The 13,236-nt window shown below is 33.9% G+C and carries 9 protein-coding genes; 3 read left to right on the top strand and 6 right to left on the bottom strand.

Annotated elements, in window-relative coordinates:
* Window positions 1-3 precede the first annotated feature (3 nt).
* Window positions 4-207, top strand: coding sequence for a hypothetical protein (locus ACEN2H_RS11505; RefSeq protein WP_441732497.1), 204 nt, complete (start codon window positions 4-6; stop codon window positions 205-207).
* A gap of 156 nt (window positions 208-363) precedes the next feature.
* Here ACEN2H_RS11505 and ACEN2H_RS11500 read toward each other — a convergent pair whose 3' ends face one another.
* The 6 genes from ACEN2H_RS11500 to ACEN2H_RS11475 form a co-directional block, all read right to left on the bottom strand.
* Window positions 364-2,430, bottom strand: a complete 2,067-nt coding sequence (locus ACEN2H_RS11500; RefSeq protein WP_441732495.1) for a glycoside hydrolase domain-containing protein — start codon at window positions 2,428-2,430, stop codon at window positions 364-366.
* Between the two features lie 9 nt (window positions 2,431-2,439).
* Window positions 2,440-3,702 (bottom strand): YdcF family protein, encoded by a 1,263-nt coding sequence (locus ACEN2H_RS11495; RefSeq protein WP_441732494.1) that lies wholly within the window; start codon window positions 3,700-3,702, stop codon window positions 2,440-2,442.
* A 55-nt stretch (window positions 3,703-3,757) separates the two neighbouring features.
* Complete coding sequence (locus ACEN2H_RS11490; protein WP_441732578.1) at window positions 3,758-5,422, bottom strand: RagB/SusD family nutrient uptake outer membrane protein; 1,665 nt, start codon at window positions 5,420-5,422, stop codon at window positions 3,758-3,760.
* Between the two features lie 11 nt (window positions 5,423-5,433).
* Window positions 5,434-8,826 carry a SusC/RagA family TonB-linked outer membrane protein gene (locus tag ACEN2H_RS11485; protein ID WP_441732492.1) on the bottom strand — a complete coding sequence of 1,131 codons (3,393 nt, stop codon included), beginning with the start codon at window positions 8,824-8,826 and terminating at the stop codon, window positions 5,434-5,436.
* An 83-nt stretch (window positions 8,827-8,909) separates the two neighbouring features.
* The gene (locus ACEN2H_RS11480; RefSeq protein WP_441732490.1) at window positions 8,910-9,509 is read right to left on the bottom strand and encodes an RNA polymerase sigma factor; all 600 of its coding nucleotides are present in this window, start codon (window positions 9,507-9,509) and stop codon (window positions 8,910-8,912) included.
* Window positions 9,499-10,422, bottom strand: a complete 924-nt coding sequence (locus ACEN2H_RS11475; protein WP_441732489.1) for a FecR family protein — start codon at window positions 10,420-10,422, stop codon at window positions 9,499-9,501. Before ACEN2H_RS11475 ends, ACEN2H_RS11480 begins: the two co-directional genes overlap by 11 nt.
* Window positions 10,423-11,304: 882 nt before the next feature.
* On the opposite strand from ACEN2H_RS11475, the gene ACEN2H_RS11470 reads away from it, so the two are divergent.
* Both ACEN2H_RS11470 and ACEN2H_RS11465 read left to right on the top strand, forming a co-directional pair.
* Window positions 11,305-12,528 carry a site-specific integrase gene (locus tag ACEN2H_RS11470; RefSeq protein ID WP_441732488.1) on the top strand — a complete coding sequence of 408 codons (1,224 nt, stop codon included), beginning with the start codon at window positions 11,305-11,307 and terminating at the stop codon, window positions 12,526-12,528.
* 38 nt (window positions 12,529-12,566) lie between these two features.
* Window positions 12,567-13,236 (top strand): hypothetical protein (locus ACEN2H_RS11465; RefSeq protein ID WP_441732487.1); only part of this gene is annotated, 670 nt, incomplete at its 3' end.

The following is a 13,236-nucleotide window of genomic DNA, read 5'->3' as shown; positions in this document are numbered from 1 at the left end:
AGTATGAGAACAGAACCCAAGAGATTATGCATCTACCCGAAAGACATACAGATTATAACCGGCAAGAGTTACCGTCAAAGCATTAGAATGTTGCAAACCATCCGCAAAGAGCTTAACAAGCTCCAAAACGAATTGGTTAGCATAGAAGAATTCTGCCAATACACCAGCCTAAAACTGGAACAGGTGCAACCTTTGATAATTGGGTAGAAAATTATTTTGATCCTTTCAAATTAATAATCTGAATAGATACTGCAAATCATAAAAGCGAAAACGAGAAACCTAGGCTTTCAACTAAGTTTCTCGCTCCATATGACAAAAGATATCAAGTAATAAATCAATACTTACCCCTTAATCATTTATAAACTACTCAGTCTTTGAAATCCACTGATCCTCAATTCCCCACTTTTTATTCGGTATTGCTGCAGTTTCTATTATTAGGTTTCCTCCATTACTAATTTCTTCTTGAGTCAACCAATTTCTAAATAAAGACTCACCGTTTAAACTAACTGATTGAACATAAAAGTGCTCTTTATTATAATTTGACACTTGTATGTGAAACGTTTTTCCGTTTTCCCAATTTAATTTTACGGACTCAAAAATTGGTGCCGTCAAATAGTAAATTGGGTTTCCTATGTTTGCAGGCGAAAGTCCTATACTTCGCATCACAAACCAAGATGACATCGTTCCTGCATCGTCATCCATAGTACGAACATAAGCTTGCGGTTCGTTCTTATAAATCTTTCCAATATAGGAATCAATCCCTTTACTATTGTCATTAAAATAAGCCTGTACCACGGTATCTAACATAATATTGCGAAACAATTTTTGTGATTTCCAAGGTTGCGAACTCGCATTATAGAGGCCTGGGACTTGTAAGTCTGGTTGATTCGCATGATTGTAATTGTCCTCTCCAAAAAATTGATTCAATTGGTTTAAAAATAAATCTTCTCCTCCTATTAATTTTTTTAGCCCCAAGAGATCAAAAGGAACAAACCAGCGGTACTGCCAAACGGTGCCCTGATACATTCCTCGGGCAGGCATTTTATCAATGTCATTCCTAGATAGGTCGGCAAAATCTTTTTCCCAATACCTTTTATATTCTAAAGCTTTATTCAAGTACTGAGTACTCAACAAAGAATCTTTGGTGATTTTTAATATTTCAGAAAGAGCCCAACAGTCATAAGAGGATTCCAAAGCCTTGTCAGGCGAATTGTATTCCAAGCGGTCTACTTCTGCAATTAGAGAGTCCTTTATCCTATTAAAATCTACTGGATATCCTTTTTTATAGCCGTCCAATAAAACCACAATCGCATGTTCTGTTCGGACTGTAGGCGAGGATTCGCGTTTCGTTGCCCAATTATTCTTTCCATACGGATACAAATTAGCAATTGACTTTACAATGGGGCCAAAACGTTCTGGATAAGCCAACGAAAGCATGGGTAATTGCTCGCGATAATTATCCCAAATGGCCCAACCGTTGTATATAGGACTACTAGATTTTTGAATCGACCCGTCAATGGCTTTGTAGCTTCCATCTGGTTCCGAAACTAAAAATGGTGCTTGTAGCCCTCGGTATAAAAGCGAATAGAATAAATCTTCTCTTTCTTTTTCGCCAGTTACTTCTATTCTGTTTAGAAGATGGTTCCAGTCTGTTTTTGTTTGTACAGCTAGCTCTTCCAAAGGTATTGCTTCTAGTTTAGCTTTGGCATAAGCCATACTCACGGAGGAAAAACCAACACGAACCTCCATTTCGGTAGCATCTGCAAGAGCTGAAATTATAAACTTATGTTCTGCACTTGGCGTTATTGCTGTCAAATTAGAGAACTCCAAAACATAATAAATACGATAAATCCCCTTATCGCAAGTCGTTTGGGTATCGATCCAACCACTAATAGCATTGCTGTTAACTTCATGCTCTTCAGCAACAAATCGATTAACAAAAGCATGGGATAAATCAATAAAAAGCCCTGCTCCTTTTCTCGGAAATTCATAATGATGAATTCCAAAATTATGTTTTACACTCATTTGGGCTTTAATCCCATTCTCAAATGCTACTGCATAAAAACCCGGTGAAGCTGATTCTTGTTTTTTGATTAATGGCGTACTCAAATCACCATCAAAAATAGGTTTAATAAGCAGATTCCCTCCCGTTCCCAAACAGCCCACTCCTTCAATACGGCTGTGGGTAAATCCCAAAAATTCCTTTGCCAAATGCTCGTATCCAGAATGAATATGAGGATAGGTTTGTGGTCCAATACTCATCATATTGAATGGAGAAGAAGCGGATGGCGACATTTGCCCGTGATCTCCTGATGTACCTAAAAAAACGTTTACCTTTTCAACTGGGGATGCTAATTTGGCGTCATTCTTTTGTAAGGTTTGGCAAGCTACTGCAAAGATTGCAAGTCCTAAAACTAGTGTTTTTTTCATCTTATAAATTTACGGATCTAAAGGATCGATTGGATTTTGATGCAAAGATTCTATTTTTGGCATAAATTCTATTGCAGTCGAATTTAGTCTTTTTAAAATAATGGCAGGCAAATAGCCCAACTCTTCCATGCAACGTGCATTAAAATTGGGGTTTCCTACATAATCACTATGACTAACATTCGTAACTACTATGCTTTTTTTATTAATAGGCATTTGATAACTGATCATCATCCTAACGGCATTACGCAAATTAGTTGTAGTATGCCTTGCAAAAGGATCAATAAGGATGTTTTCTTCAGGAATATGATAGATGTCCATTAATTCTTTTTTCATTTCTATAGCCTCACAATAAGGTGCTCTAAAAGGATGGGCATGACCTCCTGAAACAATAATTAAAGGAGCTTTTTTGGCTTCATATTCCAAAACTCCCAGTTGTATGTTTAGTTTTCCCACGGCAGACAATCGGTCTTGATAATTCTCCGGTCCATTTCCCAATATTAAAATAGAAGCATAATCAAAAGCATTAAAATTTATTTGCTTTATATGATCAAGTGCTTTTTTGTTCTCTTTTTCCTCAAGCGGTTCGTAGCGCGCAACCTCATCTCGATGGTTCATGTATAAAAGAGACAAACTGAAATCCAGACTTTCTTGAAAAAATAAAGTATTTGCTTTATTTTTTTTATTGTGAATCATATCAGACCACATAAAAACAGATCCTTTATAAAACTTAGACTTTACATCATAAGAAACGGAATCTATTGCAGCATACTGAGGCGCTTCTCCAATACCATAAACCTTCATAATCCGATTCATTCCTTGAGCGCAAACTTGCCACGCTTTTAGCAGTAATTCAGTATCCGTTTCGTTCTTGAAATTTTCATATTTTCCTGAGGCACGAATATTATTTTTCACAAAATCTTGCAGCTCTTTTGTCTCCTTCATCAAATGCTGAAATTCCTCTTTAATACTTTTGAGGTCTTCATTATTAAATTGATAGATACTAATCAAGCAAGAAAGACTGTCTTTACAACTATCGATTTTGCTTCCAATTTCTTGTTGTTGTCTTTTGTAAATAATATTAAAAACAGCATTATTTTCGAGTATTTCCCTAACAACTTTATCGTTTTGAATGGCAGTCAACAAATAAAAATTCTTGTCCTGGATCAACGAAGAAGATTCGGGAAATTTGTAATCTACATCAAATCCTTTTCTTTCTTGGCAATAGCCTGATATACAAACAAACACCATTAGCATGTAAAATATTTTTTTCATGTTTTTTTGAATAAAAAATTAGGCAACCTTTACGATTGCCTAATTTTATTTAATTTTAATAACCACTATTTTGGGTAATCGTACCTGCTGGTAATGCATCAATATACCTTTGTGGGATTGGAAAATATTCGTTTTTTCCTTTGGTAAATAAAGCATTAGTCAAATGTGTTCTTCTCGTTTTTTCAACTGTTAGATAGCTGTTAATAACAGCATCTGCTTCTCCCCATCGAACCAAATTAAAGAAACGGTGACCTTCCATAGCGGTCTCTAAACGCGTTTCTAAATGTACTGCCGTTCTCGCTGCTGTTTTATCAGTCCATACAATAGTATAAGGCGATATAGTATAACTGGCAGCGTTTACACTGCCATCTAACGTCTTTACAAAAGCAGTTTTAGCCGCACGATTTCGAATTTGATTTACTAGAGCTCTCGCTTCTTCTATTTTTCCTGTTTCTACAGCAGCCTCTGCTCTCCATAAAACAACTTCCGCATAACGAATAATGTAATAATTTAGAGCATTTACATAGGGCCAAACCTTAACGTAATAAGGTGACTTAGCTGAAACAATGCGTTTCTTAGGAGAAAATGCTCCATAAGTCGCCAAATCTCTAGCCCAAGTATCCTGATATAAAATACCTAAATCTTTATAAGGTATTCCCGGACGACCAACAGTAATATCCAAACGCGGATCTACATTGTCACTAGCAACGACATTCACATTATTTTCTAAAGGCAAACCAAAAGTATCTGTTTTGAAAGCATTAACAAGGTTCTGCGAAGGACGATGAAAACCATATTGAGAATAGAATGGGCCTCCTGGAGCTGTTAATCTATCTCCGATACTCCCATTATAATTACTTGGCTGTCCGTCATTTATTGAATGCTGAACGGCAAAAATTATTTCTTTATTGTTATCATTCTCAGGTAAGAAAACTTGTTGAAAATCATTCAATAAGCCATAATTACTGCTCATTATTTCAGTAGTTGCGTCATAAGCTAGTTGCCATTTACTTTCGAATAAATAACATTTTGCTAGATAAGCTTTAGCTGCTATTTTGGTTGGTCGTCCTAGCTCGCTTTGAGTTTCTGGAAGATCTGCATAAGCTTGTTTAAAATCAGTTTCAATTTTAGTCCAAATCTCTTCTGAACTAAAGGTTGTGTTAGATTTCGCATAATCAGCAACGGTTGTAGCCGTTTCATCTATGTAGGGAATATGATTGTATATTTTTTTTAATTCAAAATAAAAATGACCTCTCAAAAACCGTAATTCAGCCATACGTTTTACTTTCAAAGTAGCTTCAAAATCTGAAGAAGAATTTAACAAACGTATAGCCTCATTAGAACGCTTGACACCTTCATAGAGTGCCATCCATTTGCGCTCAACATCAATAGTTGTAGCATTTTCATTGTAGATTTCCATTTGGTGAATGTTATTCTGGTCACCTGTTCCACCACCACCTTTATAACTGTCGTCAGAAGTTACATCTCCAAAACTCCAATTAGAGTCGGGAGAATTATAAGCATTGCTGGCTCCATCTATTTGACCATTTAAAACGCTGTAAGCCGATATTATGGCACGCTCTACATTTGCAGGTTTCGTCATTTCGGAAGGATCAACTTCACCGTAGGTAACTTCTTCCAAGAATGTATCAGAACAAGAAGTCAATTGAAGGCCTAAAGCCAATAGAAAAACTGTTTTTATTGTATTTTTTATTCGCATCATTTTAAAATTTAAAAGTTTAAATTACAACCAAAAGTAAAAGTTCTTGAAGGAGGATAAATTCCTCTATCAATACCTATATCCAGGTTTCTATTACTTGAAGAATAACTTTGCAGACCAACTTGAGGGGTCATTCCACTGTATTTAGTAATCGTGAAAACGTTACTGGCCTGTCCGTACAAACGTAATTTCATTCCGGCTAAAGCCTGCGTAGGAAATGTATATCCTAATTGTAAATTATTTAATTTGAAATAAGAACCGTCTTCAACATAATAAGAAGAAGCGCGAATGTTATTATTTCTGTCATCTAATGATAACCTAGGAATAGTAGAATTTGGATTATCAACTGTCCAAGCACCTAGTAAAGCAACGTCTTTATTGTAAGCAGCCTGATTGAAAAACTGTGTTTTGTACTTTGTTAAGTTGTAGATATCATTCCCAAAACTTCCGTTAAAAAACATTCCTAAATCAAACTGTTTGTATTTTAAGTTGATATTCAAACCTAGCATCACATCTGGATGAGGTGAACCGATAAAAGTCCTATCTTTACTATCGACAACACCGTCGCCATTAACATCTTTAAACTTAATATCTCCAGCTTGGGCATTGGGTTGTAAACCATAGGCAGAAACTTCTTGTTGACTTTGAAATAAGCCTTCAGAAACATAGCCATAAAAAGATCCTATAGGCTCTCCAACTGCACTTCTAGATATTTCCTGATCAAAATTAACTGTATGCAAAGAAGAACTAGGAATTCCTAAATAAGCCACACTATTCAAAGTAGTTAATTCATTTTTGTATCCCGTCAAATTTAAAGCAAGATCATAAGAAAAATCACTTATTTTATCTGCATAATTTAAATCCAATTCAAAACCGTGATTTTTCATTTGCCCGTCATTAATCCACTGTCCGTCATTAGTACCCCCATAAGTTAAAGGAACCACATTATAAATAAGAATATCATTGGTTTCCTTGTTGTAATATTCTGTAGTAACATTTAATTTATCATTAAAAAAACCAAGGTCGACTCCAATTGTTTTTTGAGTAGTTGTTTCCCAAGACAAATCAGCATTAGAAACTCGAGTTTGAGTTAATCCTGTCGCACTAACATTTTGACCACCACCAATAGCATAATCAGAATAATTATTGTTGTTGAAATAACTATCTACTGTAGAATAAGATGGCAACTGTTGATTTCCAGTTTGTCCCCAACTCCCTCGTAGTAAGAACGAACTAAATGCATTTCCAAAATCAAAGAAATCTTCCTTGTCGATTCTCCAACCTCCAGAAACTGCTGGAAAAGTACCCCAATTATTGTTGGCTAGCCTTGAAGTACCATCTCTTCTAACTGTGGCACTCAATAAATATTTTTGATTAAAATTATAATTTACTCTACCAAAATAAGAATTCAGAGCCCACTCGTTTGCAGTACCTGTGTTCAATTGATTTTCAGTTCCGTAACTTAAATATCTAAAATTCGGATCTTCATAAAGAAAATTTTGACGAGATGCGCCAAAACCTTCGTAATAATACTTAATAGCTTCTTGTCCCAAAAGTACATCTAGATTATGATTACCAATCTGTTTCTTATAGTTTAAGGTATTTGAAATAGTTAACTGATAATTAAAACTGTTGTTAGTAGTTAAGGAATTTTTTACGTTTTGAGTTAGAATTTCATTGTAAACAGGTGAAAAACCTCTGTAATTATAATTCTGAAAATCCAAACCTAAAGAAGTTATAACAACAAAATCACTGATCTTAGCGCTGACAAATACATTCCCTAAAGCTTGAATACGTTTTTGTTTGTTGTCTTTTGCTCTACTTAAGTTTCCCAGCGGATTTGCAATATCATTTATTGGATTTCCAGCAAAATCTCCATTATTATCATAAACTGGAACAATAGAAGGAAATTGCAACGCATCATAAACTATACTTCCCAAAGCACTATTTGTTCCCGTCGCAACCTGTTCAGTATAGGAAGTCGTAAAGTTTTCGCCAATAGTTAAAAAGTCTTTAATGGTATAGCTCGAGTTAAATCGTGCAGAATAACGTTCAAATCCAGTATGTCTTATAATCCCTTCCTGATTAAAGTAGCCAATAGAAAAAGCATGTTGGCTTTTTTCATCTCCCTTTGACAACGATAAATTATAAGAATGAACAGCGGCTGGCTGCATGATTTCATTTATCCATTTAACATCTGCACTTGGAATAGTTTTAGTAGCATTAAAGTATTCAGGAATTATAGGAGTATTGGCATCGCTACCATAGATACCGCTAGCTGGTACTTTACCATCATTTTTAGTGGCTTGCCACAGTAAGTCACCATATTGTTGAGCATTCAGCATAGTAGGCAGGTTAAAAGCAGATTGAACACCCGAGTATCCATCAAATTGGATTTCAGTTTTTCCGTTTTTCCCTCCTTTTTTTGTTGTTATAACAACAACTCCATTAGCAGCTCTTGAACCATAAATAGAAGAAGAGGCTGCATCCTTTAATACTTGAAGCGACTCAATATCTGATGGATTGATCCCATTCAATCCATTTGAAGCAGGAACACCATCTATAATCACTAAAGGATCATTATTGTTAATAGTACTAAAGCCTCGCACACGAATAGACGTGCCTCCTCCAGGACTATTATCACTCATGATTTGGACACCTGGCAAACGCCCCTCAAGCATTTCTGCTACATTTGCTTTTGGTAGCGCTTTAATATCCTGCATTTTTATAGTAGAGATAGAAGCAGTAACATTTCTTCTTTGTTCTGTACCATAGCCGACAACGACAACTTCGTCTAACTGAGATGCTGATTCAATAAGAATTACTTTAATTTCCGTCTTATTTTCTATATTGATTGCTTTGGTTTCAAATCCCATATAACTAACAGACAAAATCAGTGTGTTTTCGGGAACATTAACTGTAAATTTTCCTTCAAAATCAGTCGTTGTTGCTATTTCAGTTCGTGCTACAAAAACAGAAGCTCCTGGAATAGGCAAGTTGGATTCATCTAGAACAATCCCTATAATTTTTCGGTTTTTTTGAGTAATATTTTTATCAATTTTACTCAATTCTTTTACTAAAACCCCATTTTTAGTTATCTTAAAATCAAGATTCACTTTCGTTTTCAAAAGGGCTAAGACATTCTTTAAATCTTGGTCGTTTATTGTAATAGAAATTTTCTTTTGAAGAAAATCTTGATCTGACATATAAATAAACTTATTGTTTATTTGTTTTTCTATAAGAGCAAAGACTTGCTTTATAGAACTGTCTTTTAGGTTTAAATTGATTTTCTCTTCATTAGCCGCACTGTTTTGAATAGCTACTATTTTTGAAGTATTAGAATAAGTGATCCCAATACCGAACAGAAGAAATAAGGATAACGTTAGTATAATTTTATGTTTCATTTTATCTGTGATTATTTATTATTGTTTTAACAAACTAAAGCTGGTCTTAAAAAAGCTAGATTTTATGCTAATTATTTATAGAGTTAGCGAACGCACTTTTCTTTATAAGAATCCAAAGCCCTACTAATATATTTTAATGCAATAGCGATATGATTTTCAACCGTTTTAGGAGAGACGTTTAAAATTAAAGAGATTTCTTTATATTTTAATCCGTCGATTCTACTTAGCTCAAAAGCTTGACGTGATTTTTTAGGAATAACATCTAATATTTCACGTATTAAATTGGTATTAATTTCCTTTTGCTCATTTTCGATGATCTCTTGCTCCCTACTGGGTGAAAACATACTGTTACTATTTATAGTTTCATCGATTTGTTGATGAAACTGCTCTGATTTTCGTACTGTTTTTAAACTGTTTTTTACTACTACATAGATATAGGATTTAGGGTTTTTAATTTTATCAAGAATATTTCTATTATTCCATAGCTGAATAAAAATATCAGCTACTTTTTCTTCCACAATACAAGCGTTATTTTCATAAGTCAATCCAAAACGACACAATGGGGTATAATATCGATTAAAGAAAAGCTCCATCGCCTCGTATTTGCCATTGCGAATTTGCTGAAACAGATAGTCGTCTGAAAAGCAAGCACTACTGCCCATTTTTAATATGTTAATTTTCATTATGCTTGGTTATTTCCATGTTATTTTTGCTAGTTCTTGTGATGCTTACATCTGAAATAAACTCTAAAGAAGTAATAAATTCGTCAATTGTTTGATCCTTAAAAGCTCCTTTTATGTGCTGCTTTGCAATTGCAGAATCCTTGATCACAAAATTCACCCCATAGAATAGATTGATTTTTGAGATTGCATCTTCAATTTTCATATCATCGAGGAGAAGTATATTCTCTTTCCATGCTAAAGCTTTACTGATATCAAAATTTCTTTTGATAATAGCCTTTGTTTTAGCATTCCAAACTAATTCTTCATTTGGTAATAGGTTAATTTCATCCGTACTTTCTTTAAGTAAAACATTTACCTTTCCTTTTGCTAAAGAAACAGTTTGATTAAGGGTAGTGCTGTTTATATTGAATTCCGTTCCTAAAACTTTCACATCAAAATCATTCGTATGAACAATAAAAGGGGACTTGGTATTCTTTGTAACTTTAAAGAAAGCTTCTCCCTCCAACCAAATCGCTCTCTCTTTTCCAAAATCACTTGAGTATTTAACTTTACTTCCTGAATTTAAAATCACGGTACTGCTATCCGGCAAAATGATACTAAGTCGCTGACCTTTTCCAGCTATCCTCTGATTGGTATACTCAGATTGTGGCACTCTAATAAAAAGTGACCCTATACCGAAAACTACAAGGACGGCTACAGAAAAGACTAAAATTTTCTTAATTGAAGCTTTTTTTAATTGAAGCCTTTGTGGTTTATTGGATCTATTTATGAGATCCTCAAAAGAAACAGTTTTTTTGGGAAATTCACTATTAGGATAACTAATCCAAATTGTTTGGAAATTTTTAAAAATAGCAAGCAGATTGTCATCTAAAGACAATTCAATTTCAAATACAGATCGCTCTCCTTTTGACATTTCATTGGCAAGATACCTAACACATTTTTTTTCCTTCTGACTAACATTCAACATAAATAGTTCCCTTTGCTTATAGGAGTCAAAATAAGAGAAATACCCCCAGTTTTCAATGCCACCAAAAAGGCATGATATCGTTAATGAATTGTTAATAGTTATATTATATAAGGCATACAGACCTTTAATAATATTCGTGCTTAGATAAAACTAGTATATATGAAAAGATCCTAAAAGATTTTACTTCTATCTAAATAATAGACCTAGCAGTCTATATTGAAGTATTGAAATACTACAGAAAATGTGCAAAGAGCTTAACAAGCTCAAAAACGAAGTGTTGAGCATAGAGGAGTTCTGCCAATACACCAGCCTAAAACTGGAACAGCTAATGACCTTGATCGTTGACTAAAATCATCCTTGGAAATTAAAAGATGCAATGCAACCCGTTCATTTTTTGGTTGTCTTTATGAGATTAATTGGACTTAAATTCGTAAATTTGAATCATACAATTTAGGTACTAAATTGAGTCAAAAAAAAGGGTGCATAATTCGGTGCACTCATTCTGAGAATTGTCTTTAAAGTCAATGAATACAAGGGGTTCATAATTTCGATTAGTCCCTCTTTCTCCGCGGAAAGCATGTTTCAAATGAAACATAAAACTTCAAAAACCCTTTAAACATCAGTGTTTACAGGGTTTTTTGTTTTTCTGACTATCGTCAAAAATCACATAAAAACGCATAATTTAGTTACCCTATAGGTTACCCTATTGGGTTTTGATCCCAAATAGGGTAACTAAAATGTAAATATCTCCAGGAGATCCCCAGCAATAACTGGGGATTACGAAGTTTTATAGGTGAATTTGTACTATTAATTTTAATCCTAAAACTAATGGTAAAATCAATTATTTACATCAAAAAAGACAAGGCAAAACAAAATGGAGATTGCCCTTTGTACCTTAAGGTTACTTATAACCGAAAATCCATCACAATAGCCACTGGTAAATACATATCAGAAGAAAGATGGAAACAAACCGATAATTTAAGACGAGTACTTCGTCAAGACAAAGAAAAAGTACTTAAGGAATACTTGGACTTATTGGAACTCAAAATTGAAAAAATAGCTAATCAATTAGAGCGCTTTCAAGAAGAACTTAGTATCGAAGAATTTAAACTTAAAATCCTAGGAAAGGAAATCGAGGAGGCAAAACCTAATATTCTAGACATTATTCAAATCCACAATGCGCATTTTTCTAAATTAGTCAATATTGGAGAACGATCAAGAGCTTCACTTCAGAAATACGACCGCGTAAAAGAATTAGTTCGACTATTCAACCTTAAAACTTTTGGAACCGAGAATGTACTTCTTGAGAAAATCAACAATGCCTACATATTTAATTTAGAATCGTATCTAAAATTTGAAAGTGAATATAAAGGCAAATTAGGAATTAAAAACAATTCGCTAGTCAAGTATTTCAAAAATCTAAAAACCATCTGCAATCATGCTGTAAAGATGGAACTCATCCAAAAAAATCCTTTTAACAGCTATTCAGGAAAAATAAAAGTTACAGAGGCTACTTTCTTGACTCAAGAAGAACTGGAACGTATTGAAAATAAAACCTTTTCCGTGGATCGATTGGAACGTGTGAAAGACATTTTCCTATTTAGTTGCTATACGGGCTATGCACCTGTGGATGCATTACAACTCACCAGAAAGAATATCATTCAAGATGGGGATAAGAATCTTTGGATAAAAACCAATCGACAGAAAACAGGAACTAAAGCAAATGTTCCAATCCTCCCTCCTGTTTTAAAGATATTGAGTAAATACCAATTTGCAGGTGATGAGCTCTTGCCTAGAATCTCCAATCAAAAAATGAACGCTTATTTAAAGGAAATAGCTGATATCATTGGGCTTGATAAAAACCTAACTTGGTATGTAGCGCGCCATACTTTCGCCACAACTGTTACACTTGGAAACGGAATCAAAATTGAAAATGTGTCCGCCATGATGGGACATACAACTATAAGACAAACGCAACATTATGCAAAAGTTTTAGATAGCAGTGTTTCTGCCGACATGAATATTTTAAAAGAGAAATATATGACTCGTTAAAATAAATTAAGTAATTTAGTATACCAAAATATAAATCTATGCTACTGCCTACTGAATTAATTGAAGAATTGAATAAATTTACTTCGCTTACTATAGAATACCATACGATACACAAAAAATACCGTGTCAATTCTTTATGGCTGGATGATATAGAATTGAATTATTTCAACACTAATGTTGACGAATTACTCGATAACCTAAAAACTATCTTAATAAGTAGTAACAATAATTTGCTAATTGTTGACCAAATAAAAATTCTTCTTGAAGAAAAACTAACTTGGTATACCTTAAATCAAATTCAAAATTTCAAATCGTTCAATAAATTAATACCACTGGTAAGTGAAGTAAATTATGATGTGAGCTATGACGCATCAGAAGCCTACAACATCGACAAGGTCATAAACTTTGTTTCTACAGCTGATAAAATCGAAAATCTATACTTGTATGCCTTGATAGCACATAAAGACATAACAAAAAATTATGCAGACCCCGCGGATTTTGAAAATGTAAAGTTGCATTTCATACTAAACCAATTCTATAAGTCAATAGAGTATTTATTAGGAAAAATTGAAGAAATTAAGGTAGCCATTCAAGTTTATGGAGTTAGCGATTTAAGTTATTATATTCCTAGATCAAAAATTGAAATACCAGATGATGAAAAATGTATAGTCAACTTGGATAAAATTTCTACGGCATTTTTATTCAAGT

The organism is Flavobacterium sp. W22_SRS_FP1 (genome assembly GCF_052113685.1).
In the GTDB taxonomy this organism is placed as follows: domain Bacteria; phylum Bacteroidota; class Bacteroidia; order Flavobacteriales; family Flavobacteriaceae; genus Flavobacterium.
The sequence above is the reverse complement of the archived record's forward strand: the minus strand, read 5'-3'. Positions and strand labels throughout refer to the sequence as shown.

What these genes read in the sequence shown, in the direction of transcription:
- ACEN2H_RS11505 (WP_441732497.1), top strand. Translation starts at nt 4, where the DNA reads ATGAGAACAGAACCCAAGAGATTATGCATCTACCCGAAAGACATACAG.
- ACEN2H_RS11500 (WP_441732495.1), bottom strand. Translation starts at nt 2,430, where the DNA reads ATGAAAAAAACACTAGTTTTAGGACTTGCAATCTTTGCAGTAGCTTGC.
- ACEN2H_RS11495 (WP_441732494.1), bottom strand. Translation starts at nt 3,702, where the DNA reads ATGAAAAAAATATTTTACATGCTAATGGTGTTTGTTTGTATATCAGGC.
- ACEN2H_RS11490 (WP_441732578.1), bottom strand. Translation starts at nt 5,422, where the DNA reads ATGCGAATAAAAAATACAATAAAAACAGTTTTTCTATTGGCTTTAGGC.
- ACEN2H_RS11485 (WP_441732492.1), bottom strand. Translation starts at nt 8,826, where the DNA reads ATGAAACATAAAATTATACTAACGTTATCCTTATTTCTTCTGTTCGGT.
- ACEN2H_RS11480 (WP_441732490.1), bottom strand. Translation starts at nt 9,509, where the DNA reads ATGAAAATTAACATATTAAAAATGGGCAGTAGTGCTTGCTTTTCAGAC.
- ACEN2H_RS11475 (WP_441732489.1), bottom strand. Translation starts at nt 10,422, where the DNA reads ATGTCAAAAGGAGAGCGATCTGTATTTGAAATTGAATTGTCTTTAGAT.
- ACEN2H_RS11470 (WP_441732488.1), top strand. Translation starts at nt 11,305, where the DNA reads ATGGTAAAATCAATTATTTACATCAAAAAAGACAAGGCAAAACAAAAT.